Genomic DNA, 21,984 nt, shown 5'->3' on the forward strand with positions numbered 1-21,984 from the left:
GATGCTGGATATTGCCGATTTAACAAAAACAAACCACCGCACACCGCTGTTTAAAATCACGGTTACCAGCCGTGAGGGCGACAGCAAAGATATCACCAGCACGGTATCTGATCGCTTGATAAGCCTGACCCTTGCCGACAATCGCGGTTTTAATGCCGATCAATTGGATATTGAAATTAGCGACCATGACGGGGCGCTGGCGTTTCCGCCACGCGGGGCGACGCTTGAAGCATGGATCGGCTGGCAAGATAGCGGCTTAGTCCACAAAGGCAAGTACACCGTTGATGAAATTGAATACAGCGGCGCACCGGACAAGCTGATGATTCGCGGGCGAAGTGCGGATTTAATGGGCACGCTCACCACCAAGCAAGAACGCAGTTTTGACAATATCAGCATCAGTGATTTAATTGCACAACTGGCAAAAGAAAACGGATTGAAGCCGCTATGCGGTGAGCCTTTCGGCAGCCAAATCATTCAACACCTCGACCAGACTAACGAAAGCACAATCAACCTATTAACCCGACTTGCCGAGCAATACGATGCCATTGCCACGGTAAAAAACGGCTATTTGATGTTCATTAAAGCGGGCGGCATGAAAACGGCGAGCGGTGAGGATTTGCCGACAGTTACCATCACCAAGCAACTTGGCGACAGCTACCGATTTTCGCTGAACGAGGGCGAGAACTACACTGCCGTGCGTGCCTATTGGCACAATCTCGACAACGGCAAAAAAGGCGAAGTAGTGATTGATAAAAATACCGAAATCCAGCGCAAAAATATGACCACCAAAAAGGGCAAAGTCAGCAAGCAGAAAAAGAATGTACTGGTACAAACCGAACCGGTGGAAACCGACGCCAACAAAATGAAAACCCTGCGCCACGTTTACCAAAGCGAAGCCAAAGCCATCACCGGCGCAAAAGCGGCATTTTCAAAGCTACAGCGTGGCGTTGCCAGTTTTTCGCTCACCCTTGCCAACGGCAACCCTGATTTAATGCCCGAGCTACCTGCCGCACTGGTGGGTTTTAAAGATCAGATTGATTCGACTGATTGGATTGTAACGCAGGTGACGCATAGCATTAGCGACAGCGGCTATACCGGTGCAGTGGAGTTTGAGTTAAAAATTGAAAGCTAAATCCATGCCGTGATTTTTGCCACATTTTTGTGAGGTTGTTCATATAATTTGGCGGAATCTGCAAAATTTATTGATTCGCCGATCTTGATAAGATACTATTACTTCGCTACTTGTTCGGCGCGAGAACAAGCGCATAAAGATTACAGAGGCGGCTCTTTATGTGGATGCCGCCTAGTGGGGAAATTGGGCGTTGTGAATAGCATATAAGTCCTTGAGGACTCTCACCATGCAGGCTGAAAGGTCTGCTTATTTTTTGAATAATGAGTTGGGTATTTTAAATTAACTTCTCTTGTCTCGGTGATTCTTGGTCCTTTTGTTGGGTCATAAAAGTTCCAAATGTTAAATTTCTTTTCTGTGCCAAACGTATCATATTTTAAATGTTTCCACCCTAGATGTTCTGCTACTAACGTAGCAAGCTCTTTCTTACGCAGAGATAAAGAATCATTCTGATAAACACTCAATACTGCTCCCAGTAATAAATCGCATAGTTGAACACCGTAAGATTTTTTAGAATCAACCTCACTCAACTCTATGATTGAATTACGGATGCCTGTTCTATTACCTATAATATTATTAGCAATGATATGCATTGATTCATCTGCTTTTTGGTAACTAAATGGCAAGTCATCAACAACTATTCGAAATCTATTTGTGTTTTTATACTTTAGTGATGCGATTATTTTATTTGTGATAAGTGATGTAAAATGCTTTTGCTTTGCTAACTCATAATTACCATTATGAAAAGTTTTATTTACTATAGCTAACTGGACAGAAAGACTATTAAAAAATAGGTAATCGGATTGAAAAAAATAACTGATGATTTCATCATAAAATGCGGAATATTGTTTAGAGTTTGCTGCTTGCCATTTTATTTCATCTTGGCAATTATGTTTCTGCCTTAATGTCATCATAGCATCATTGAATTTCTGAATATTGTTTTCTAGAATCCATAAGGAGCCAAAGGCATAATAAGGCTTCCCACTTATACCTGATTCATCACAAAATAAATACCAAGTTTTTTTACTCATTTACACTATTCATTATAATATTTTTAATCATCCAACAACTTCTTAAAAAACCGCTTCACCGGCGAGCGTTGTAGTTGTTGTGACAGGCTGATGACTTCTAGCCGGTGTTGTTCTTTTTCCTGATATAAGCTAAACACCAGATTTTTGACTTCGTGCAAGCCTTTTAGCTGGGCGTCTGGTAGTTTGCTGAACATGAAGTTGCCGTGTAGTTCGGTGCAGATATCTTGTATCAGCTTAAAAAAATTCGGGTCTGATTCTTTGAAAGACATCAGATCCCGAATCAGTTTATTGCGGTCAACGGGGCGCAAAAAGTGCTGATGTACTTCCAATTTATCACCAGTGTGAACAACACCAATCTCACACTGGGATATTTGTGCTTCTTTTGTCATATTGCTAATTATTTTTCCGAAGAACTCAAAATAATGGTTTCTCCACCATCTTGATACATATATAAGCGATCCGCCGATGAATTAGCCAATTTAAATAAGATTGTTTTTTCCTTTTCAAAATTAAATTCTCCGAGTGATACTGGCGCGCCATCTAAATACGCGGAGCTAACCGTAAATTTTTGGCTTTCACCAGTATCATTTTTAACCTTAAGTAATACATCAAGCTCTAAATTTGAAATATGTTCCTTTTTCAAAAATTTGCGGATATTAGCAGCTAATTTTTTACTTGTTGAAGCCCATAATTTCAACTCACCATAACTAAGAATATTAATATCATTTTCAAGTTTTGAACTTCCATCGTAGACACCTACGCCAATAGGCAATTCAAAGCTAGCAAAAGAATCAAATTTCTTTTTATAACACTCCTTGAATGTCGCATTAGGGAAAACCGTTGGTATTTGTTGTTTAATATTAATTAATGACTCAGATGGTTGACGACTATCGTCATGATTATTACAACTAGAAATTTCAACATTCAATAAGGCTGTTTCTGTTTTAATTGGATCATTTAATATCGCTTTTAAAGAAATATCTTTTTCAATTTCAATTTTACAAGCTGATAATACTAAAGCGCATAATGATAATGTAAGGTATTTTTTCATGCTGTTTTCCTCATGATAAGAAGCCTGTAAGATACAGGCTAATTAACCATTATGATTTTGGACGAGTAAATAAAACAAATAGACCTAAAATAATATCACCAATTACCCAAAGGCTGAGAATCATGGTAACACCTAATCCCGTGCCGATTGCAGCTCCTGCTCGTTCAGCATCTGAAGCGGCATTATTAATAATATCAGCACTTCCACCGACACCGCCCACAAGCCAAGCTAGCATTAAGAGATTAAAAATAATAAAAGACCATTTAAATAGCTTCCCCATAAATGAGCGCTTGGGTTTTCTCAACTGTGCGCCACATGAAGGACATTTAAATGCTTGATCACTGACTTGTTGTTGGCATTCAGTACAATTTATAAGAGCCATATTTTTTATTCCTCAGGTTGTTGTAAAAAACTCATTTCCGACAAACATTCTCACACGGTATGCCGTCGTTATCGCGATCTAATCGTCACATTCCGCATTGGTTTAAATAGTATTTTGCTTCTGCGCAAGAACTCATGTGTTTGCAATACTTCCATCTGCCATCATTACAGGAGTATTTTTCGGCGGCGGATAGTGGTGGTAAGTACAAATGTGATAGATAACAGGAAAATTTTTTTCATCCTATTTTTCCTTTTTACCAAAATATTGTTTGATCGGTTTGGTTATGCTATCCGCCATCACGCCAACGCTGGAATTGTCGTTAAAAATATTTTTGCCACCCACCGCACTTTTGTCCAGTCCGCTTAAAAATCCGATCGCTTCCAGTTTTTTGCTGTCGTCCAATGCTCTAAAGGCGGCTAGCGCCAATCGCTCGGCGGCATCCAGTTCTTCTTTACGTTCACCGAGTAACAGCCAGTTAAGATCTAAATTATTTTTTGCAGAAAACTGAAAAATCACCTCAATTGGTAATGCGTTTCTATTTTTCCAATTTGAAAGCGTTGATTTTGGAACATTCAGAATATCTGCTAAATTTTTATCATCACTCACCCTTTCAATTTGTTTCATTCGGTCAATTATTGAGCGGCTATCAAACGAAATCATAAAAACCTCTTTTTAATCCCCAAAATTGGTTGCAAATCCCCAAAATTGGATCTATATTATTTACACAAGCTAAAACACTAACTTCTACACAATGTTACACAAATAGGAGGGCATTTTCTATGCCGGACGCAGACTTAAAACAAAAATGTGAGCGAGATCAAACAGCAAAAGCAGATAAACCGAAAGTGCAGGTGACGCTAGAGTGGCAGGACTATACGGCACTGAAAAAAATTGCCGACAGCAAAGGCATGAAATTAGGCACGTTGGCACGGATGTTCATTCTTGAACAGGTGTTGAAATTAAATAAGGGGGGGGGGGTGATGTGTAATACGGTTGCTGATGTGTTCAACAGGTTATCCGAAATCAATTTGATGATTGCTATTGCGACTGGCAAGGTTGCAAAGGATAACCCTGGTTTTGCTTGGTTGATTTCTAATTTGCTTTACCAGCAAGCACGCGTTTTAAGGTTGTTAGAACTTCCGGCATATAGTCAGCAAGATACTGAATTGTCTTTGGACGCTGCGGCTTTGTTAAATCAAATTCACGAACAGCTCGCAGTGCTAGAAGGCGAAAGCCTACTTCAGCTTTAGAAGGAAATTTTTCCAGTTGATTCGCAAGCTGAATAATTTCTTGTTGCTGGGCAATCAGTTCGTCAAGGTTGTATTTTTTCGGCATGGGGTTTCCTTTTTGTAATGGGTCGTTTAATAAAATTTAAGGTGGTGTGTGATGAGCGTTGCACATAAGGTTAGCCGGGTTGGCGCATGGTGTCTACTTTTGCAGGGTAACTGTAGAGCAGTTCAAGAAACAAGATGATAAAGCTACAAAGGTCTTTTGCTTGTTCCGGTGTGTAGTCAGTTTCATCGTAGTGGGCAGCAGTATTGCCTAATATGCGAATGTGGTGTACCCAATCTTTCAAGGAATGTGTGAGTTTTTCGCTTTGTAAGATTTGATAAATCAGGCTGTTAAGGTTGGTGTTCGGTGTAAATTGTTCTCCCAAATAAGTTTTACACGCTGTTTCTAATATGCGGCGGCATTGTAAAACTTGAAGCATCGGGTCAGACGTGGAATAAAGCCGAGTAAATTCAGTTTGGATCGGTGGCGGTAAATCTGACGGGGATTGTAATGTTGAATCCGGATAACGAGCGGTAATGCGGATGCGGTCATTAATGATTTGTCCCCATTTATGTTCTTTGATTGCCATAGCGGTGCTGTAGTTTGGGGAAGCATAACTTTTATAGATAATTTCTGGGGTCAGGCGGTTAAGAAAGGCGGAGATTTCAGAGCCGGTCGGGCAATAACGCATGATTTTATTATTGTCTCTGACAAATTCGCGAATGTATTCAATATCAAAAATTTGTGGGTTGCGGCAGTGATTACAGCTACACATTAAACGAAACTGCTTATTGCTTTCCTGATATTCATTACCGTTCGGCGTTTGCTTTAATTCTGAAAGGGGTTGGGCAGACATGATATTAAAACTGGCATTCATGCTGCCGCAGTGGGCGCAAGGTTGATTAATAATTTGGTGGAAATAGCTCATGGATATTCCTTTTGAATTAACGATGTCAAGAATTGATGAGATTTTAAACTACCCTTGTGAAAAAGGGAAAAAAATTGATGCCCTTATGCACCAATTCGGTTGTGAGAATGGTGTTGTAACGGAGGCATTTGTTGCACTTGCTTATATTACTATGCGAGAAAAAGAAATCATGCACGAAAAACAGGAGGGGTGTGATGTGTAATGAAAACCAGTGTAAAAAACAATGCCCGCATGGTGGCGGGCAAGGTGCGGCTATTGATGTGATGGAAGCAATAAATCAAGGGTGTGCGCAAATTGCTGTTGCAGATCCGGTTCTGGCGCAAGCTGTGCGGCAATTTGCTCGCAGTCTTGCCTTAAACGGTGCACATCTATCGCTTTTGCGCAATGGAGTTGCTCGACGATTGCGCGCAAAACAATTTGCTGCGCTATTTGCTGGTGATCCGTTGCCAATTGCGCCGTCTGTAGCTGAAACAGTTGATCTTGCAGCGCTTCAATTTGTTGAAGCAAGGCTTGCTTGGTTACAGGCGCATTTGCGTGGTTGTTTTTGTCATTCTTCATCGGCGGTTCCTTCGTTTGCAAAGTTGTACACGTTGGGCGAGGAGTATAGCAAAGAATTGCGCAATCTGATCCGCTTGGCGGAAAAATCACAGGGGGAATAATGGCGAATATTGATCATAAATGCTTGAACTGCGGTTCAACCAATTTACGGGTGCGGACGTCGCAAAAAGTGGGAATGAGAACCATTGATGTGTTGTTGATTTGTAACAATTGCGGGGCGAGAAACCATGCTTTAAGCGAGATCTATAAATTGGAAACCCCGATTTATAACGAGCGTCAGGAAGCCTTGAAAATCAATAAACCACTGCTGCAGATTGATGAGAATCAGTTGGGCTTGTTTGTAGAAGACTAAGACAAAATCACTAAAAAAATAACACTGTCGGCGATTGTTTTCGATTTTCGGAAAAATTGCCGAGGGATTTTTGCAACCTAAAAACAGGGATTTGAACAATGATTAAGCAGAAAAATCATAAGAAAGTGACCGAGCGCGGCAAGCGTCGGGTGAATATTTTTGAACTGGAGAAACGTGTGTCGGCGTTGGAGTTTGTGAACAAGCATCAGGCACGGATGAACGGTCATCAAATTAAACGCAATGATTCAGTGGATCAGTTGTTCGAGGAACTGGAAGCCCGGGTTGATTTATTAGAGGCGAAACAGCAGCCGAACCGCTCTTTTTTGGGTTGGTTGTTCGGTAAATTGGGTAATTAGTTCGGGGGGGGCGGTGATGGAGATTAAACCAATAGAAGTTGGTGATTGGGGAGGGCTTCGCGCAACGTTACAAACAACAAAAATTGAGTCTTTTCGGAACCGCCTGAAACAGATTACACCGGCAGAATTGAAATGGTGGTATGAACGAGCTGGGATTGAGTGGCAAGACAGCAGAACAGACATACGCAAAGCAACTAGTTTGAGTGATGCCGAGGTAGATAAGGTGATGAGGGTAAAAGATAAAGTTAAGAAGATGGCGTTCCGATTGGATTCTGGGGTGATTTTATAAAGGAGATAAACATGAAGGTGATCAATAAGGATAAGGTGAATTATCAGGTGTTGATGTTTTATATCGCTACTCACCGCGATTTATTCAGCAGTCAGTTAAATCAATTTGTAACGCTGAAACGACAAGGCAACGATGCCGCTGCCGATTTGGTGCATAGACAGTTGGTGAAAACAGTGGAGGCGGTGAGTGAATATACGGCGCTATTAAACAAGGAATCGGCGATTGAGTTTTAGGGGGAAAAATGGACTTACTGATTGATTTAGGGATTGCGGTGTTGGTGGTGACAGGGATTGCTTACTGTGCCATTGGGCTGTTGGTGGCGGCGTATTTTGTGCGCTGTGAGATTGATGAGATGAGAGGGAAATAAAGATGGTGATTGAATTGGATTGTGGTTCGGTGGTTCAAGTGTTGCGGATGGATAGGGGCTATCAGTTGGTTGAGGTGTTGGAAGAGCCGCAAGATTTGCGCAAAGGGCGCGTTAGACCAGTCGGCAAAATGCACCGTACGATTGCCGGTGCGCTGGATGAGGTATTGCATTTTGCGCTGAACGAGTTCGAGGCGCTGACGTGGTTAGAAACGCAGGAAGTGATCCAGTCCACGCTGGACAAGGTGCAAGAGCGCCTTCTTGATGTGAATAGTGAACATTTGGTTTAAGGGGAAATGAGATGAATGTAAAAACACTGACATTAAGTCCCAAATATTTTATTGGCAATACGGTATTACATATTGCTTTTCTTGCAATGATTTATTTCGGCAATGACGGTTTGCGATATTTCGGCTTATTTATTATTGGTTTTTTCGCCATTTCCGAAATTCTGTTTTCATTTAATTTGAGCAACGCAAAAATAATATATAGCAAAGTAAGAGTGGTTTATATTTTTTGTTTAGACATTGTGGTTGCATTATTCATTGCTTATTTGGGGCATTGGATTGTCGCAAGTTTGCAATTAATTGGCGGAGTGTTTTTCGTTATTTCCGCATTTAGTCAATTCGATGAGCAAAAATAATATGCAAACGCAGATGAAATGGGAAGCTGAACGTGACGCCAATCTTGCGGCAAATGCCGCATTTTTGGCGGAAATGCGGGCGTTGAGAGTGAATCCGGTGCGGGTGGAAAAACCTGTGCCGGAGGGCTTGACAATGTTTCAGCAGGAGCTGGTCGAAACCAATCCTGATGATTATCCGTTGGTAGAGCAATGGTTGTCGAAATTGCCACGCAAACGCCAGCGTGAGCATTTCCGCAAGGTGTATCTGCGTGAATACAATTCGTTAAAAGATGATGGTTCGGTTGCTTTCGCCTGTGGTAATTCACAGCGAAAACACGCGAATCAATATCTGCGTGAGATTTTGAATAAGCGTTTGAATTTGGTGCTGAAACAGTACGATTTCAGCATTTCGTGGTTGGAGTTGAACCGTGAGCGGGTTGATGAATTTTATCGTGAGAAAGCCGAACAAGATGAACAGCCCGATCCACAGTCGGAAGCGTTCCAAACGTGGAAACGGGATACTCGGGCGCATTATGCCGCCAATCAATGCTACGACACGTTTATTCCGTTGCCGGAAAGTGAAGAAGAGACGGAAACACCGCGCAAGTCAATCTTAGAAATTGCTGATTCGTTGAAACCGCGCCGCACAGAAAAATTAGCGAAGTTGCCGTTCTTTTTGATTCCTGCGAAAAAACTGGATGAACATTCGCGCACGTTGGCATTGCTGTTGAGCCAAAAGCAATTCGTGTTTATTGAGGAAGCCGCTGAATCAGACCATACCGCGGAAGAAAGCAACGAACTGTTTTTGACGCTGTATAAAAAACAGGGCGAATTTTGCCGTGAGGTGGGCTTTCCGATTCGGCATTGGGATCGCTTTTGCGAAGGCAAATTGCTGAAGCCGGAACAGGTTGACACTGCCCTTTCGGAAATTGCCTGTGAAAAATTCTGGTTGCGGACGATGAAAAAGGCGCAAAAGCGCCAGATTGAACATATTGCGATCGCCTGTGGCGAGGTGCAAAAGCGCGTCAGCCCGTATATTTCAAAGAACGGTTTCGGCGAGTTTCAGGCGAGCGTGAAGAAGAGTTTCGACTTTTTGCGTGCAATGATTATTGAAAATGTGGCAGATCCGAGCGAGCAAGCGGAATTGTTTGAAATTTATTTGAAATCGAGTGCGAACCCTGAAAAACGGCGCTTGGAGATGATTACACATTTGCGCGGCATTGAGGAGTGGTCGGCGGAAAACGAGATGCAATGTTTGTTCCTGACGTTGACTGCGCCGTCGGCATTTCACGCGCAGTTGCACAATGGGGCGCAAAATCCGAAGTGGAACGGTTCAAGCCCACGCGCCACCCATCAATATTTGAATCTGATTTGGGGGCAATTTCGTTCGTTGCTGGCAAAACGCAGCATTACTTTTCACGGTATGCGCGTTGCCGAGCCGCACCACGACGCAACACCACACTGGCATATTTTGTTCTTTGTGAAGAAATGCCACGCGGCAACCACGACAAAACTGTTTCGCCAAAAGGCGTTGGAACTGCACGGCGACGAGAAAGGGGCGAAAACCCATCGGGCGAAAGTGGAATATTGCGACCCGACCAAAGGCACGCCGACGGGTTACATCATCAAATATATTTCTAAAAATATTATCGGGCTGGCAAAAGCGAAAAAAGACGGAGACGGCTTTAATTATATGGATGATTCCAACTGTTCAGACGAGATGAACGGCTTGGATTTGAAAGACAACAGTTTGCACGCGACGGCGTGGGCGCGGCTTTGGGGCATTCGTCAGTTTCAGTTTTTCGGGATTAAGGGAATTAGTGTGTGGCGTGAGTTGCGCCGTTTAACGGAAGGTGATGTGAAAGACAAGCAAATGGAAGAGTTGCGCTTGTGTGCCAATTATGGCGAATCGGCGGCGTATTTAGATCGTCAAGGTGGTGCGGGGGCAAAACGTTCAGAGCAGTTGGCGATTCTGTTTTATGAAGATACCGGCACAAACCGCTACGGGCAAACGATGAAACGTGTGGTCGGGGTGCAGAATCAGTTCACCGGTGAGGTGGTGATTACGCGTAAGAAAAAATTCACTATCAAAAAACGTCCGGCAGATTTCAACGCTTCCACCGAATCTGCCGAGTGCAACGAGGCTCAAAATGGCGGGCTTGCCCGCCCTTGGACTTGTGTCAGTAACTGTAACCGTGAAAATGACGAAAATTTAAGCGGTTCGGGCGCTGACTCATCATTTGATCTTAATTTGGGCGTTTCCGAGCGTTTATCGGAACTGGTCCGCAAGAAATTCAGTTGGTTGTTGAAGAAAAATATCCGACTGACAACAGATCAACTGCACGAATTGGATAAAACCAATCGGGTGAGGTTGAAAAATGGGCGGATTTTGTCTGCGGAGTATGAAGAAATTAGGTTTGTAGGTGAAAAACATGGAAAACATTAAACAACTATTGAACGAAAGAGAGCAAACGCACGGTGATTTTGAGGTTGCGGCGATAGATTTCGGCATGATGATCGAACCGGTCGAAAATGCAGATAATCTGACCCGACGTCAGAAATATGCGCTGACCATGATTATGGTCAAAATTACGCGGATTTTAAATGGTAATTCATCAGTAAGAGACCACTGGAAAGATATTGCCGGTTATGCGCTGTTGGGTGGGCGTTTGGAAAATAAGGGGGATAAATCATGAAATTTATATGGGATAAAATTGAAGTAAGTGCAGAAGCGCCAAAAGGGTGGGAAGAATACCACGCTGAAATAATGCCGGGTAATATTTCCATTTGTGGAAAGTTATTCCGAGATACCGATTCAGCGATGACATGGCGCGGCGTTGTCTGTGATAGTCAAGGATCTCGTTATACATTGGGCTTTTTATCCGAAAATTTTGAAGAGGCTGCACGGAACGTAGAAGAAGCAATGCAACACACGTTGATTAGGCTAAATCACGGCTGGATTAGCTGTGAAGATAAATTGCCTGATAATCCAGAACAGGAAGTGTTGGTTTATAACCATGCTTACTGTGATTTAGCTCGCTACAAAAATGGGCAGTGGGTTGTTGATAAATATGACGCTATCGCCGATGTTTTTAAATCGGCAATGATTGACGGAATCTCACACTGGCAAGCGTTGCCAGAAAAACCGATGGAGTGATAAGTATGGCTGGCGTAAACAAAGTAATTATTGTAGGAAATTTGGGGCAAGCAATTGATTTTAAGACGCTGCCAAATGGCGATGGCGTAGCAACGTTGAGCGTGGCAACCAGCGAAAGTTGGCAAGACAAACGAACAGGCGAGAAGCGGGAATCAACCGAATGGCATCGGGTTGTGCTGTATCGGCGCTTGGCGGAAATTGCCCGTGATTACTTAGTGAAAGGGGCGAAAGTCTATGTCGAGGGTAAATTGAAAACCCGTAAATGGACGGATAGCACAGGCATTGAACGCTACACCACCGAGATTATCGGGGACAGCCTGCAAATGTTAAGCAGTCGTCATAATCAACAACCAGCAACGGCGGCGCCAAGTAACCAACAAGCCGAACAGCCGCAATATGATGATGCGCCTTGGTGATGGGGGAATTATGCAACAAATAACAAATGAACAATTGTTTGAGAAGTTAAGTGCGGTTGAAGCATTATTGGCGGCTCAAATCCAGCAAACACGCTTTGCGCATATCACCGAACAAAGCATGGAAATTTGGACGACGAAGGACATCGCCGATTATTTTCGGGTTACCGAACGGCACGCAAGAGCCAGCATTATTTGTGATCCATGGTTTCCAGCGCCGGTGAAAACTCCCTCGCAACGTGATCAGAAAAAGCAAACGAGATCGGTGCGCTATATTTCGGGCGAAGTCGTGACTTATGCGCGCCGTAGAAAAGCACATTCAAAGTGATTTTGCCACTTCCGACATATCGGGCGCATAGTAGGTATTCAGCAGGATTTTTATATCTCTATGCCCCGATATTTTTGCCAATGTCATCACTTCCACTTTTTTTGCCAGTCGGCTAAGTGCCTCACGGCGGCTGTCGTGAAAATGTAAGTCGGCATCATCTAAGCCTGCCAATTCTTTCAGATCTCTAAACGTGGTATCTAGCGTGCCCGCGGTCATCTGAAAAACCCGGTCGTCGTCATCTGTTTTGACCAAAGCAAGATGGTTGATGATTTTCAGTGCCATAGCAGACAACGGCACGGTGCGGGCATGACCGTTTTTGGTTTGTGGGATAAACAAGGTGCGCCGCTCGAGATCGACTTTATCCCATGTAGTTTTACAGATTTCACCGGCGCGCATCGCCGTTTCAAACGCAAACAGCATAGCCGCAGCGGCACGGCTGCGGGTTGTCAACGGCAAATGGTTAAAGTCATATTGCGACACAAAAACGAGGCGTTCGATTTCATCGGGGGCATAACGCCGGGTTCTTTCTTTCGGTGTTGGTGGTTTGTCCACGGGTTTTAGTGGGTTGTGCTTGAGATAGTGCCACTTTTGCACGGCAAACGTCATGATGTTAGATAAGGTATTCCACTCGCGCAGCACGCTTCCCGGTTTCACTTCTGCTAGTCGGTCATCACGCCATTGTTCAAAATGCGCGGTGGTTAAATCGCGCAAATGCACACTACCAAGCGGCATATCCTGCAGGCGCAAAAGGCGCAATCTTTCGTGCTTCTCGCCTTTTTTGGTTGGGGTCACTTCGCGGATATAGCGATCGATAACATCTTTAAACAGTAGATCGGGGATGTCAGAATAAATACCGGTTGCGATTTCACTCTCAATTTGATTAGCCCACGCTTGGGCGGCGGCTTTGGTTGCAAAGTTAGCGGATTTATTCACGCCTTTTTTGCGGATCTGACAACGCCAGCCGGTTTTTAGTTTAGTGAAAGTCGCCATGATTTCCCTTTCAAAATTTGGTGCAATTCGCGGTGCAATTTTGGTGCAAACTCTGTTTGTTTTCGATCCTAGCAGATCTAAGGGGAGGTGAAAAGCACTGATCACATATACAGTAAAAATAGTAATTATTGGGCGCAAGTAGTTGTTTTATATAATAAAAAACCCCGATTAAAAAATCGGGGTTAGTGGATTATATTTATCAGTGGTGCCTAGGGCCGGACTCGAACCGGCACACCCGAAGGCGGTTGATTTTGAATCAACTGCGTCTACCAATTTCGCCACCCAGGCTACGCTGATAAACATAATCGCTGTCAGTGGTGCGCATTATACGGCTATCGGATTAAGTTGCAAGCGCAAAGTTTAAAATTTTTATTCGTTCGCTTTAATTTTAGGCAACTTGCTTGTTTCTTAGCGAAAACCGCACTTTTTCTAGCCAAATCAGCGGCAAAGTGCGGTTTTAAATTGTCGCGAGTTAACTTGGTTTGCGTTTTAGCAGCCACCAGGTCAGCAATAAAAACAGCAAGCTCGGCAAAATGGCACCGATGATCGGCGGAATATCGAACACCACGGTGACGCGCCCGAAAGTTTCGTTAATCACATAAAATGCAAAACCAAACACGATGCCGGTGACAATCCGTGCGCCGGTGGTAACGCTGCGCAGCGGTCCGAAAATAAACGACAACGCCAGCAACATCATCACCGCCACCGAGAGCGGCTGCATCAGTTTGCGCCAATACAATAACTCAAACTGTTTGGAATCTTGCCCGCTCTCTTTTAAGAAACTGGCATAGTTGTTTAAGCCACTGATTGAAAGCGAAGTGGCTTTCAGGCTGACACTCAGTAATTTATCCGGGGTCAGGCTCGATTTCCACTCCTGATTCAGATAATTGCGGTTTTGAATGTTATCGCCCTCAATCACGGTTTCGCTCAGCTGATTAAACACCCATTTGCCGTCTTGTTCATTGTAGTTGGCTTGGTTGCCGTGTTGCAGGGTTTTCAATTGCCGGTCGGCATCAAATTGATACACATAAATATTATTCAGCGTGTTTTCATTATTCACGTGTTGAATATACACAAAACTGTTGCCGTCACGCGCCCAGATGCCGTTTTGCACCGACAGCAGTGAGCCGCCGGAAATCGCTTGTGAGCGCATATTGCGCGCGAATTGTTCGGTTTGTGGAATGCCCCATTCGCCCAGTAACATAATGGCTAAAATTAACGGCACAGCGGTTTTGATCACTGACAAGCCGATTTTTAAACGCGAGAAGCCGGATGCCTGCATCACCACCAATTCGCTGTTGGCAGCAAGCGAACCCAAGCCGATCAACGCGCCTAGCAGTGCCGCCATTGGGAAAAAGGTTTCGATATCGCGCGGCATGGTGAGCAAGGTGTAATACACCGCTTGCAGGCTGTCGTAGCTGCCTTTGCCGACATCACGAAACTGTTCGACGAATTTAATGATCGCCGACAGCCCGACCAACATCAGCAGCGTGATTAAAATCGTGCCGAAAATCGTGCGTCCGATATAACGGTCTAATACGCCAAACATAATTAATCCTCCAACGCGTTATTCGGGGTAAAGAAATGGCGGACTTTGTACATAAACGCACTATTCCAACTGTTTAACATCAGCGCAATCGCCAAAAAGAGCAAATGAACGAGTGGAATCCACAGTGCCGCATCGACTTTACCGCTGGTGCCGGCGGATTTTAATGAGCTTAACAATAAGAAATAGATCAGATACAGCAGCAAGGCAGGCAGCATTTTCGCAAACCGCCCTTGGCGCGGGTTCACCTTACTCAACGGCACGGCAAGCAGCGCCATCAATGGCACGGCAAGCACCAGCGAAATCCGCCACCACAATTCCGCTCTTGACGCAGATGACTCCTCCGCCAGCAGTTGAGTGAAAGTTAAACGCTCAATTTTGTCGCTATTGGATTCAACGTTAGTAAAGGTTAAATAAGCTTGATAATCATCAAAATGGGTGATTTTAAAATCCGGCAGAACCGCACTTCCTTCATAACGTTCGCTGTTTTCTAGTTTTAAAATTTGATCGCCGTTCGGTAGCGCTTCCAAATTGCCTTTTTCCGCCAGCAACACCGACGGCTTAATATTGCCACGCTCCCGCATTTGGAACAGATAAATATTCTCCAACGAATTGGCTTCCACATCATCGATAAACAGCACAAAATTGCCGTCGCTATTGCTGATAAATTGTCCCGGGCTTAATGCAGACAGGGTCGGGTTAGCTTTTGCCTGTTCCAGCAAATTCACTTGTTTTTCAATCGCCCAAGGTGACAACCAAAAAGCATTATACGCCGCCAGTGCGGCAGTCAACACCGACAACAGTAACGCCACGCGCATCAAAATTCGTTGCCCGACGCCGCAGGCGCGCATCACGGTGATTTCACTGTCGGCATACAATCTGCCGAGTGTCATCAAAATCGCAATAAACAAGCACAGCGGCAACATCAACTGCGCCATCGTCGGCATCCCCAAACCCAACAATGAAAACACCAAATCCGACGGTACATTGCCGTTCACTGCCGAACCCAGCACTCGCACCAATTGCTGAGCAAAGAAAATCAATAGTAAGATGAACAAAATCGCCACCTGACTTTTGAAAATTTCTTTGGTTAAATATTTGAGTAAAATCACTGTTAACCCTTTTTAATTCGCTTGAAATACCGTTAAAGCCGGAAGTAAGACAACGTAAAACCGCAACAAGTGCGCTAAAGCGTTGCAAATCTCGTGATTTTTAATCAATCCGATTTCATTCGTTGTATTAAATCGTATAATGATACCTTGATTTTTACCCTCACAACAGCAAAAAATTATCAGGAGAAGCCGATGCAATTCAGCGCAACAGACCGTTCAATTTCCATGCCAGCCAGCGATTGTGTGATTGTCGCGATTTATGAAAAACAACAACTTAGCCCAACAGCCGAACAGCTGGATCAAGCTTGCGGCGCTTATTTAAGCGAATTACTGCAAGGCGACGAAATTGAAGGCAAATTCGGACAAACATTGATGTTGCACCATGTGCCGAACAGCAACGCTAAACGCATTTTATTAGTCGGCTGCGGAAAAGCCGATGAGGCTTTGAATGAACGCCAATATCAGCAGCTGATCAGCAAAGCGCTTGGCGCCGTTGCCGCCACCAATGCACAAAGTGCGGTCAGCTTTTTAGACGAGCTGAACGTCGCCAAGCGTGGAACTTATTGGAAAGTGCGGTTTGCATTGGAAACTGTGCAGCAAGTCCGTTATCAATTCGATGACTTCAAAAGCAAAAAATCTGACACACGCCAAGCGTTGCAACAGCTGAGTTTTGCCGTTGCTGCGGCAGATTTGGGCAAAGCCGAACTGGCGATTCAGCACGCGACTGCCATCGCCAGCGGGGTGAAAGCGGCAAAAGATGTCGCCAATTGCCCGCCAAATGTTTGTAATCCGGCTTACTTGGCGGAACGCGCTACTGAGCTAGACGCCGAATCCAATCTAATCCGCACGACCATTGTTGACGAAGCGCAAATGGCGGAATTGAACATGAATGCGTATCTGGCGGTGTCTCGCGGTTCGGAAAATCCGGCGTTTATGTCGGTGATCGAATATAAAAACCACCCGAATCCAGATGTCAAACCGATCGTGCTGGTCGGCAAGGGTTTAACCTTTGATGCGGGCGGGATTTCATTAAAACCGTCAGCGGAAATGGACGAAATGAAATACGATATGGGTGGCGCAGCCTCGGTTTACGGCGTGATGAAAGCGGTTGCCGAATTACAATTGCCGTTAAACATCACCGCCATTTTAGCCGGCTGTGAAAACCTGCCGGACGGCAACGCTTACCGCCCTGGCGACATTCTCACCACCATGAACGGGCTGACTGTCGAAGTGTTGAACACCGATGCCGAAGGGCGTTTGGTGCTGTGTGATGCGCTGACCTATGTAGAGCGTTTTGATCCTGAGGTAGTGATCGACGTTGCCACGCTAACCGGTGCGTGCGTGGTGGCATTGGGGCAACACAATAGCGGCTTGGTTTCGCCCGATGATGAATTGGCGCAACAACTGGAACTGGCGGCACAACAAGCACAAGACAAGGCTTGGCGTTTGCCGTTAAGTGAAGAGTATCAAGAGCAATTGAAATCCAATTTTGCCGATCTCGCCAACATCGGCGGACGCTGGGGCGGTGCTATCACTGCTGCGGCATTTTTGACTAACTTCACCAAAAAATACCGCTGGGCGCATTTAGACATCGCCGGCACCGCCTGGAAATCCGGTGCGGAAAAAGGCGCAACCGGTCGCCCGGTTTCATTGTTAGTGCAATATCTGTTAAATTGCGTCGAGCGCTAATTTAATCCTGCAACCCTAATGCAAAGTGCGGTATCAAACCGCACTTTGTTGTTTTATCGCCTTCGCACTTACCGTTTCGGCTTACTGACCATAATTTCAATCACCTGCTTATCGGTGTATTGCATGCTGCGTGACGCAATGGCGCAGAGATTGTTGATGGTGGCGTCGATGTCGTATTCGACAATGCCCTCATCACCGGTAACACAGGTGTTATCCATCGCCATCAACACTGATTTATAACCGCTGGAAACGCTGGTGGAGACTTTCATCGCGCAACTGTTTGCCGCACCGTCGCAGATAATCCCACTGATGTCGCCGATCATACTGCAAATGCCCATACTGACGGTTTCAAATTTACCGGTCAACAGCCACGCAATACCGGCGCAGCTGCCCATCGAAGCGGTGGTTACCGCACAAAGTGCCGACAACTTCGGCAATTTGCTGTGAATAAAAATCGCCATCAAATGCGACAAAAACAGCGCACGGGTCAGCTGCTCCTCACTCGATTTCAGATAATCAGCCACCACCACCACCGGCATTGTCGCCGCAATGCCTTGATTGCCGGAACCGGAATTGCTCATTGCCGGCAGGGTTGCGCCGCCCATGCGAGCGTCTGATGCGGCGGTGGTGTGAATGATCACACGGCTCAACAAATCGTCCGACATCAAACCGCTGCCGACGTGCTTTTGCAAGGTGCGCCCGATGTGCAAGCCGTAGTTCTTGCTCAATCCCTCTTGTGAAAGTGCGGTATTTAAACGAGCGGCTTCCAAAATAAACTGAATCTGTTCCAATTCGACCGAAACCGCAAAATCAAACAGCTCTTTGGCACTCAAATCGGCAAACAGATCGTACTCATTGGCGGTGGTGCAGGCTTGGCGAGCGGTGCGATATAAATATTCACCGTTTTTCTCAATCGAAATCACATTGGTGTGGTTGTCTTGAATGCAGACTTTTACCCAATCATCGCCGTGAAACAGCGTGGCTTCGGAATAGAGAATTTGATCGGTTTGTTTAATCCCGACACTGACTTTTTGATCCGCCAGCATCTGCTTCGCCTGTGCGATTTGTTCAGCGGTGATCTGCTTCAGCACCTCTAATTTTCCGTCCGGATCACCGCCTAATGCGCCAATGGCAGCGGCAATCGGCAGCCCGACCATGCCTGTTCCGGGAACGGCAACGCCTAAGCCGTTTTTCATTAAATTCGGTGAAACTTTCGCCTCGATCCGTTGTGGTTTGGCGCCCAGATGTTTTGCTGCAATCGCGGAGGCTAATGCCAGCGAGATCGGTTCGGTGCAGCCGAGAGCCGGCACAACATCATTGCGCACAATTTCAATCAGTTGCGTTTGTGTGGTTTGGGTGAGATTTGACATTCAAGCCTTTCCGTTTGGAAAAATAACGGCGCATATCATAGCAGGTTAAACGGCAAGATAAAGAAAACGATGGCGGAAAATGTGATTTCGGCAGGATTTTTTACATTTGCCGAGTAAGCGGTATAATCAGAATACTTTTCGTTTATTTAAAGGAGCAAGAATGAACAATCCATCGCTTGCCGTTTCGGTGTTGAATTTAGCGCCGGTGCGAGCCGGTTTTGACAATCGTCAGGCAATTGAGGCGATGACCGAACTGGCGCAGCAGACCGAAAAACTAGGCTATTGCCGCTATTGGGTAGCGGAGCATCACAACACGTCCGGTTTGGTCAGTTCGGCAACCTCGATTTTAATCAGCCATTTATTGCAACACACCGATCAGATTCGAATCGGTTCGGGCGGCGTGATGTTGCCGAATCACAGCCCGTTGATGGTAGCGGAGCAGTACGGCACGCTGGAAACGATTTACCCGAATCGGGTGGATCTCGGTTTGGGGCGAGCACCGGGGACGGATCAGGCAACGGCGCAGGCATTGCGCCGCAGCAGCATGGAAACGGCGTTGACCTTTCCTGATGATGTGCGGGCGCTGCAACGCTATTTGGGCGACAGTGAAAAACAGGGTTTTGTGAAAGCTTATCCGGGGGTTGGTACGCATGTGCCGTTGTATATTTTAGGATCGAGCACCGAAAGTGCTTATTTGGCAGCGGAATTGGGCTTGCCGTATGTCTTTGCCGCTCATTTTGCGCCGCGGATGTTGGAAAGTGCGGTGGCGATCTATCGTCAACATTTTAAACTGTCAGCGGTGTTGGAAAAGCCGTATTTTATCTTATGCTTGAATGTGATTGCGGCGGAAAGCGATCAAGAAGCGGCGTTGTTGGCAACTTCGCAACAGCGTTTCTTTTTGAATGTGGTGCGCAACACCCGCTTGCCGTTACAACCGCCGAAAGCGATTGAAGACAGCGAAATTGCGCCGCATGAGCAGCAGGTTGTGGACAGCATGACCGCTTGCACATTGGTCGGCAGTCAGGCGAGTGTTGCTGAACAGCTGGCGGAGTTGCAACGGATTATCCGAGCTGATGAAATCATGGCGGTAACCTATATTTATGATTTAGATAAGCAGCTGCATTCCTACCGTTTATTGAAACAAATCGCCGAGCAAAGTGCGGTTTAGTCATAAAAAAGCCTATAGGTTTGATTCTTAGGCTTTTCTGAGTAGCTACGGACAGCTACAAGATACTTTTTTGTGCTGGATAGGCAATGATGATATTGAGCACAACGCCATTATCCATGGGAATGGCAAGCTTTTTGTCTACTATGCCCGATTTTTACCACTGCAAAGGCAGCGTGTGTTTGCCTTCGGTATCAAAGGCGCGGGTGTTTTCGCTCCACGCGGTAGGCGTGCGGCCTGATTTGGCTGTCGGCAAGGCGTTGAACGGCATTTGCGGCAGATTGAGCGCAGAGGGCGTGTCTTTGCCGAACAAAATGGTGTATTCGCCGCCCGGTACGGTTTTTTGCTGCGGGGCGGTCAGACCGCAAGGTTGCGCAGAAAAACCGATGGGTTTGCCGTTGTCGCAAATATCCGCAGGGCTTTGTGTGGTCAGCTCCAGGCGCAGTTTATGGCCGGGTTTGAGGCCGTATTGAATCGGCTCCAGTGCCATATCAAAACGCTGCACCTGATTGGGTTTGAGATACACATCTTTATCCAGCTTCGGCCACGGCCAAGCCGGTTTGCCTTGTGCGTCTTGCCACGAAGCCTGCGCATCAAGTTGGCTCAGGCTGCCGAGCATTTCGCCGTTGGTGATTTTCTGTGTTGTGCCGTCAGGTGCAACGTCGTACAGTCTGGCCAGCAGAACCAGATTGGTGTTGCTGGAGCGCGCATACACTTGCAGCGCAAGCGGACCCGAAAGGGAGAGGCCGTCTGAAATGGTGGCACTTTCAAAACTCAGCTTACCGTCTTTTTCGGTGGGGCTGCTCCAGCGCAGGCGGTTTTCGCCGCCTTTTGCCGATTGTGTGTTCAAGCTGCCGTTAGCACCAAGATGCCAAGTGGTGTAATTCTGCACGGCGGGGTAGTGAGCCAGATTGACCCAGCGCTCGCTGCCCGCTTCATATAAATGCATGGGGGTGGCGGTATCGGTCAGACCCGTATCGACATTTTTCAGCCAGGTATCAAACCATTGCAGGTACACGCCAATATCCATGCCCTCGCCGTGTACCCAATCCCCGATGATGAGCTGATAACGCGATGAGGCTTTCTGCCCCTGCGTCATGGGCAGATGGATATTGCGTTTGGTCAGTGCATTTTGAAAAGCGGTATAGCCACGGATAGCGCCGGTTTCATTCAAATCCTGCCAGCCGCCCCACATCAGCACGGGGATGTCGTTGGCGACGATTTTTTCGGTCAGTGCCAACGGAATGCGGTCTTGCCAATAGTCGCTGTCATAGGCTTCGGCTTTGCCCGCAAAAAAGTTTTCACTAAACTGGCTAAAGTAGCGACCCGCCTCTTTGCTGCCTCCCATTGAGCCCGCGGCTGCGGCGTTTGGATAAACCCCCATTAACACAGTAGGCAAGCCGTTGTTTGTCCACGCTTGGCGGTATTGTGCACCCAGACCGATACAGCCTGCCAACACGGCTTTGAGTGGTGAACCTTTATCCACGCTGGCAGCACCTGCCAATGCCAAAGCGCCGGGGTAGGAACAACCAAACATCCCCACCTTGCCGTTACTGCCTTCAAGTTTTGCTGCCCAGTCCACCAGATTTTTACCGTCTTGCCCGTCCCGGCTGGAAAACTGTTGCAGCTCACCACCGGATTGGACAGCGCCGCGCGGGCGTACCAATGCGACGATATAGCCGCGCTCGGTCAGATAACGATAGGGCAGGCGCTCTTGTGCGCCCTCACCCTCATACGGTGTGTGCTCAATCAATACAGGAAAGGTGCCTGCTGCGCGTTTGCCGCTTTGTAAATCGGTGGGATAAGCGATTTTGGCTTGCAGCTGCACGCCGTCTTCCATCGGAATAAACACATTTTTAACGATTTCCGCCCTGTATTGT

29 protein-coding genes and 1 tRNA gene are annotated in these 21,984 nt (G+C 46.1%); 18 read left to right on the forward strand and 12 right to left on the reverse strand.

Features of this window, described 5'->3' with window-relative positions; all coding sequences use genetic code 11:
* The first annotated feature begins 1 nt into the window (after position 1).
* On the forward strand, positions 2-1,132 hold the full coding sequence (locus ACUHGC_RS07455; RefSeq protein ID WP_446832720.1) for a phage late control D family protein: 1,131 nt from the start codon (positions 2-4) through the stop codon (positions 1,130-1,132).
* Positions 1,133-1,353: 221 nt separating this feature from the next.
* Here the strand turns inward: ACUHGC_RS07455 and ACUHGC_RS07460 are convergent, their stop codons facing one another.
* The 5 genes from ACUHGC_RS07460 to ACUHGC_RS07480 form a co-directional block, all read right to left on the reverse strand.
* Positions 1,354-2,160: a DUF3800 domain-containing protein gene (locus ACUHGC_RS07460; RefSeq protein WP_446832721.1), complete on the reverse strand. Its 807-nt coding sequence runs from the start codon at positions 2,158-2,160 to the stop codon at positions 1,354-1,356.
* Positions 2,161-2,183: 23 nt separating this feature from the next.
* The gene (locus ACUHGC_RS07465) at positions 2,184-2,549 is read right to left on the reverse strand and encodes a hypothetical protein (protein WP_446832722.1); all 366 of its coding nucleotides are present in this window, start codon (positions 2,547-2,549) and stop codon (positions 2,184-2,186) included.
* Between the two features lie 8 nt (positions 2,550-2,557).
* Positions 2,558-3,211 carry a DUF7424 family protein gene (locus ACUHGC_RS07470; RefSeq protein ID WP_446832723.1) on the reverse strand — a complete coding sequence of 218 codons (654 nt, stop codon included), beginning with the start codon at positions 3,209-3,211 and terminating at the stop codon, positions 2,558-2,560.
* Positions 3,212-3,260: 49 nt separating this feature from the next.
* Positions 3,261-3,593: a hypothetical protein gene (locus ACUHGC_RS07475; RefSeq protein ID WP_446832724.1), complete on the reverse strand. Its 333-nt coding sequence runs from the start codon at positions 3,591-3,593 to the stop codon at positions 3,261-3,263.
* A 240-nt stretch (positions 3,594-3,833) separates the two neighbouring features.
* Positions 3,834-4,217: a helix-turn-helix domain-containing protein gene (locus ACUHGC_RS07480; RefSeq protein ID WP_446832725.1), complete on the reverse strand. Its 384-nt coding sequence runs from the start codon at positions 4,215-4,217 to the stop codon at positions 3,834-3,836.
* Between the two features lie 155 nt (positions 4,218-4,372).
* Between ACUHGC_RS07480 and ACUHGC_RS07485 the strand changes: the two genes are divergently transcribed.
* Positions 4,373-4,843: a hypothetical protein gene (locus ACUHGC_RS07485; protein ID WP_446832726.1), complete on the forward strand. Its 471-nt coding sequence runs from the start codon at positions 4,373-4,375 to the stop codon at positions 4,841-4,843.
* A gap of 155 nt (positions 4,844-4,998) precedes the next feature.
* Here the strand turns inward: ACUHGC_RS07485 and ACUHGC_RS07490 are convergent, their stop codons facing one another.
* Positions 4,999-5,793: a DUF4145 domain-containing protein gene (locus tag ACUHGC_RS07490; RefSeq protein ID WP_446832727.1), complete on the reverse strand. Its 795-nt coding sequence runs from the start codon at positions 5,791-5,793 to the stop codon at positions 4,999-5,001.
* Between ACUHGC_RS07490 and ACUHGC_RS07495 the strand changes: the two genes are divergently transcribed.
* The 14 genes from ACUHGC_RS07495 to ACUHGC_RS07560 all read left to right on the forward strand — a co-directional run bounded on the left by ACUHGC_RS07495 (position 5,792) and on the right by ACUHGC_RS07560 (position 12,232).
* Positions 5,792-5,995, forward strand: a complete 204-nt coding sequence (locus ACUHGC_RS07495) for a hypothetical protein (RefSeq protein ID WP_446832728.1) — start codon at positions 5,792-5,794, stop codon at positions 5,993-5,995. The genes ACUHGC_RS07490 and ACUHGC_RS07495 overlap by 2 nt on opposite strands.
* A complete protein-coding gene (locus ACUHGC_RS07500; RefSeq protein WP_446832729.1) occupies positions 5,988-6,452 on the forward strand; it encodes a hypothetical protein in 465 nt (154 codons plus the stop codon). The genes ACUHGC_RS07495 and ACUHGC_RS07500 overlap by 8 nt, the downstream gene beginning before the upstream one ends.
* Positions 6,452-6,703 carry a hypothetical protein gene (locus ACUHGC_RS07505; RefSeq protein WP_446832730.1) on the forward strand — a complete coding sequence of 84 codons (252 nt, stop codon included), beginning with the start codon at positions 6,452-6,454 and terminating at the stop codon, positions 6,701-6,703. The genes ACUHGC_RS07500 and ACUHGC_RS07505 overlap by 1 nt, the downstream gene beginning before the upstream one ends.
* A gap of 98 nt (positions 6,704-6,801) precedes the next feature.
* The gene (locus tag ACUHGC_RS07510) at positions 6,802-7,059 is read left to right on the forward strand and encodes a hypothetical protein (RefSeq protein ID WP_446832731.1); all 258 of its coding nucleotides are present in this window, start codon (positions 6,802-6,804) and stop codon (positions 7,057-7,059) included.
* A 16-nt stretch (positions 7,060-7,075) separates the two neighbouring features.
* Positions 7,076-7,348: a hypothetical protein gene (locus ACUHGC_RS07515; RefSeq protein WP_446832732.1), complete on the forward strand. Its 273-nt coding sequence runs from the start codon at positions 7,076-7,078 to the stop codon at positions 7,346-7,348.
* An 11-nt stretch (positions 7,349-7,359) separates the two neighbouring features.
* Positions 7,360-7,581 (forward strand): hypothetical protein, encoded by a 222-nt coding sequence (locus tag ACUHGC_RS07520; protein WP_446832733.1) that lies wholly within the window; start codon positions 7,360-7,362, stop codon positions 7,579-7,581.
* Positions 7,582-7,589: 8 nt separating this feature from the next.
* On the forward strand, positions 7,590-7,715 hold the full coding sequence (locus ACUHGC_RS07525) for a hypothetical protein (RefSeq protein WP_446832734.1): 126 nt from the start codon (positions 7,590-7,592) through the stop codon (positions 7,713-7,715).
* Positions 7,716-7,717: 2 nt separating this feature from the next.
* Complete coding sequence (locus tag ACUHGC_RS07530; protein WP_446832735.1) at positions 7,718-8,002, forward strand: ABC transporter ATP-binding protein; 285 nt, start codon at positions 7,718-7,720, stop codon at positions 8,000-8,002.
* A gap of 11 nt (positions 8,003-8,013) precedes the next feature.
* Positions 8,014-8,355, forward strand: a complete 342-nt coding sequence (locus ACUHGC_RS07535) for a hypothetical protein (protein WP_446832736.1) — start codon at positions 8,014-8,016, stop codon at positions 8,353-8,355.
* A 13-nt stretch (positions 8,356-8,368) separates the two neighbouring features.
* Complete coding sequence (locus ACUHGC_RS07540; protein WP_446832737.1) at positions 8,369-10,780, forward strand: replication endonuclease; 2,412 nt, start codon at positions 8,369-8,371, stop codon at positions 10,778-10,780.
* Positions 10,767-11,030 (forward strand): DUF6378 domain-containing protein, encoded by a 264-nt coding sequence (locus ACUHGC_RS07545; RefSeq protein WP_446832738.1) that lies wholly within the window; start codon positions 10,767-10,769, stop codon positions 11,028-11,030. The genes ACUHGC_RS07540 and ACUHGC_RS07545 overlap by 14 nt, the downstream gene beginning before the upstream one ends.
* A complete protein-coding gene (locus ACUHGC_RS07550) occupies positions 11,027-11,491 on the forward strand; it encodes a DUF551 domain-containing protein (protein WP_446832739.1) in 465 nt (154 codons plus the stop codon). The genes ACUHGC_RS07545 and ACUHGC_RS07550 overlap by 4 nt, the downstream gene beginning before the upstream one ends.
* A 5-nt stretch (positions 11,492-11,496) precedes the next feature.
* Positions 11,497-11,907 (forward strand): single-stranded DNA-binding protein, encoded by a 411-nt coding sequence (ssb, locus tag ACUHGC_RS07555; protein WP_446832740.1) that lies wholly within the window; start codon positions 11,497-11,499, stop codon positions 11,905-11,907.
* Between the two features lie 10 nt (positions 11,908-11,917).
* On the forward strand, positions 11,918-12,232 hold the full coding sequence (locus tag ACUHGC_RS07560; protein ID WP_446832741.1) for a hypothetical protein: 315 nt from the start codon (positions 11,918-11,920) through the stop codon (positions 12,230-12,232).
* Here the strand turns inward: ACUHGC_RS07560 and ACUHGC_RS07565 are convergent.
* From ACUHGC_RS07565 to lptF, 4 genes are all read right to left on the reverse strand, one after another.
* A complete protein-coding gene (locus tag ACUHGC_RS07565) occupies positions 12,224-13,222 on the reverse strand; it encodes a tyrosine-type recombinase/integrase (RefSeq protein WP_446832742.1) in 999 nt (332 codons plus the stop codon). The two genes, ACUHGC_RS07560 and ACUHGC_RS07565, sit on opposite strands and share 9 nt — an antisense overlap.
* Before the next feature lie 203 nt (positions 13,223-13,425).
* A tRNA-Leu gene (locus ACUHGC_RS07570) sits at positions 13,426-13,510 on the reverse strand.
* A 184-nt stretch (positions 13,511-13,694) separates the two neighbouring features.
* On the reverse strand, positions 13,695-14,771 hold the full coding sequence (gene lptG, locus ACUHGC_RS07575; protein WP_446832743.1) for an LPS export ABC transporter permease LptG: 1,077 nt from the start codon (positions 14,769-14,771) through the stop codon (positions 13,695-13,697).
* A 2-nt stretch (positions 14,772-14,773) separates the two neighbouring features.
* Positions 14,774-15,880 carry an LPS export ABC transporter permease LptF gene (gene lptF / locus ACUHGC_RS07580; RefSeq protein WP_446832744.1) on the reverse strand — a complete coding sequence of 369 codons (1,107 nt, stop codon included), beginning with the start codon at positions 15,878-15,880 and terminating at the stop codon, positions 14,774-14,776.
* 192 nt (positions 15,881-16,072) lie between these two features.
* On the opposite strand from lptF, the gene ACUHGC_RS07585 reads away from it, so the two are divergent.
* Positions 16,073-17,569 (forward strand): leucyl aminopeptidase, encoded by a 1,497-nt coding sequence (locus tag ACUHGC_RS07585; protein ID WP_446832745.1) that lies wholly within the window; start codon positions 16,073-16,075, stop codon positions 17,567-17,569.
* 68 nt (positions 17,570-17,637) lie between these two features.
* On the opposite strand, the gene ACUHGC_RS07590 is transcribed toward ACUHGC_RS07585, so the two are convergent.
* A complete protein-coding gene (locus ACUHGC_RS07590; protein ID WP_446832746.1) occupies positions 17,638-18,939 on the reverse strand; it encodes an L-cysteine desulfidase family protein in 1,302 nt (433 codons plus the stop codon).
* Between the two features lie 160 nt (positions 18,940-19,099).
* Between ACUHGC_RS07590 and ACUHGC_RS07595 the strand changes: the two genes are divergently transcribed.
* On the forward strand, positions 19,100-20,107 hold the full coding sequence (locus ACUHGC_RS07595; RefSeq protein WP_446832747.1) for an LLM class flavin-dependent oxidoreductase: 1,008 nt from the start codon (positions 19,100-19,102) through the stop codon (positions 20,105-20,107).
* A 154-nt stretch (positions 20,108-20,261) separates the two neighbouring features.
* Here the strand turns inward: ACUHGC_RS07595 and ACUHGC_RS07600 are convergent, their stop codons facing one another.
* Positions 20,262-21,956 carry a CocE/NonD family hydrolase gene (locus ACUHGC_RS07600; RefSeq protein ID WP_446832748.1) on the reverse strand — a complete coding sequence of 565 codons (1,695 nt, stop codon included), beginning with the start codon at positions 21,954-21,956 and terminating at the stop codon, positions 20,262-20,264.
* Positions 21,957-21,984: the final 28 nt, after the last annotated feature.

Source organism: Testudinibacter sp. P27/CKL/0425 (assembly GCF_052931395.1).

Bases quoted from the DNA above. Each gene is read 5' to 3' on its own strand.
- ACUHGC_RS07455 (WP_446832720.1), top strand. From the start codon at position 2: ATGCTGGATATTGCCGATTTAACAAAAACAAACCACCGCACACCGCTG.
- ACUHGC_RS07460 (WP_446832721.1), bottom strand. From the start codon at position 2,160: ATGAGTAAAAAAACTTGGTATTTATTTTGTGATGAATCAGGTATAAGT.
- ACUHGC_RS07465 (WP_446832722.1), bottom strand. From the start codon at position 2,549: ATGACAAAAGAAGCACAAATATCCCAGTGTGAGATTGGTGTTGTTCAC.
- ACUHGC_RS07470 (WP_446832723.1), bottom strand. From the start codon at position 3,211: ATGAAAAAATACCTTACATTATCATTATGCGCTTTAGTATTATCAGCT.
- ACUHGC_RS07475 (WP_446832724.1), bottom strand. From the start codon at position 3,593: ATGGCTCTTATAAATTGTACTGAATGCCAACAACAAGTCAGTGATCAA.
- ACUHGC_RS07480 (WP_446832725.1), bottom strand. From the start codon at position 4,217: ATGAAACAAATTGAAAGGGTGAGTGATGATAAAAATTTAGCAGATATT.
- ACUHGC_RS07485 (WP_446832726.1), top strand. From the start codon at position 4,373: ATGCCGGACGCAGACTTAAAACAAAAATGTGAGCGAGATCAAACAGCA.
- ACUHGC_RS07495 (WP_446832728.1), top strand. From the start codon at position 5,792: ATGGATATTCCTTTTGAATTAACGATGTCAAGAATTGATGAGATTTTA.
- ACUHGC_RS07490 (WP_446832727.1), bottom strand. From the start codon at position 5,793: ATGAGCTATTTCCACCAAATTATTAATCAACCTTGCGCCCACTGCGGC.
- ACUHGC_RS07500 (WP_446832729.1), top strand. From the start codon at position 5,988: ATGTGTAATGAAAACCAGTGTAAAAAACAATGCCCGCATGGTGGCGGG.
- ACUHGC_RS07505 (WP_446832730.1), top strand. From the start codon at position 6,452: ATGGCGAATATTGATCATAAATGCTTGAACTGCGGTTCAACCAATTTA.
- ACUHGC_RS07510 (WP_446832731.1), top strand. From the start codon at position 6,802: ATGATTAAGCAGAAAAATCATAAGAAAGTGACCGAGCGCGGCAAGCGT.
- ACUHGC_RS07515 (WP_446832732.1), top strand. From the start codon at position 7,076: ATGGAGATTAAACCAATAGAAGTTGGTGATTGGGGAGGGCTTCGCGCA.
- ACUHGC_RS07520 (WP_446832733.1), top strand. From the start codon at position 7,360: ATGAAGGTGATCAATAAGGATAAGGTGAATTATCAGGTGTTGATGTTT.
- ACUHGC_RS07525 (WP_446832734.1), top strand. From the start codon at position 7,590: ATGGACTTACTGATTGATTTAGGGATTGCGGTGTTGGTGGTGACAGGG.
- ACUHGC_RS07530 (WP_446832735.1), top strand. From the start codon at position 7,718: ATGGTGATTGAATTGGATTGTGGTTCGGTGGTTCAAGTGTTGCGGATG.
- ACUHGC_RS07535 (WP_446832736.1), top strand. From the start codon at position 8,014: ATGAATGTAAAAACACTGACATTAAGTCCCAAATATTTTATTGGCAAT.
- ACUHGC_RS07540 (WP_446832737.1), top strand. From the start codon at position 8,369: ATGAAATGGGAAGCTGAACGTGACGCCAATCTTGCGGCAAATGCCGCA.
- ACUHGC_RS07545 (WP_446832738.1), top strand. From the start codon at position 10,767: ATGGAAAACATTAAACAACTATTGAACGAAAGAGAGCAAACGCACGGT.
- ACUHGC_RS07550 (WP_446832739.1), top strand. From the start codon at position 11,027: ATGAAATTTATATGGGATAAAATTGAAGTAAGTGCAGAAGCGCCAAAA.
- ssb (WP_446832740.1), top strand. From the start codon at position 11,497: ATGGCTGGCGTAAACAAAGTAATTATTGTAGGAAATTTGGGGCAAGCA.
- ACUHGC_RS07560 (WP_446832741.1), top strand. From the start codon at position 11,918: ATGCAACAAATAACAAATGAACAATTGTTTGAGAAGTTAAGTGCGGTT.
- ACUHGC_RS07565 (WP_446832742.1), bottom strand. From the start codon at position 13,222: ATGGCGACTTTCACTAAACTAAAAACCGGCTGGCGTTGTCAGATCCGC.
- lptG (WP_446832743.1), bottom strand. From the start codon at position 14,771: ATGTTTGGCGTATTAGACCGTTATATCGGACGCACGATTTTCGGCACG.
- ACUHGC_RS07585 (WP_446832745.1), top strand. From the start codon at position 16,073: ATGCAATTCAGCGCAACAGACCGTTCAATTTCCATGCCAGCCAGCGAT.
- ACUHGC_RS07590 (WP_446832746.1), bottom strand. From the start codon at position 18,939: ATGTCAAATCTCACCCAAACCACACAAACGCAACTGATTGAAATTGTG.
- ACUHGC_RS07595 (WP_446832747.1), top strand. From the start codon at position 19,100: ATGAACAATCCATCGCTTGCCGTTTCGGTGTTGAATTTAGCGCCGGTG.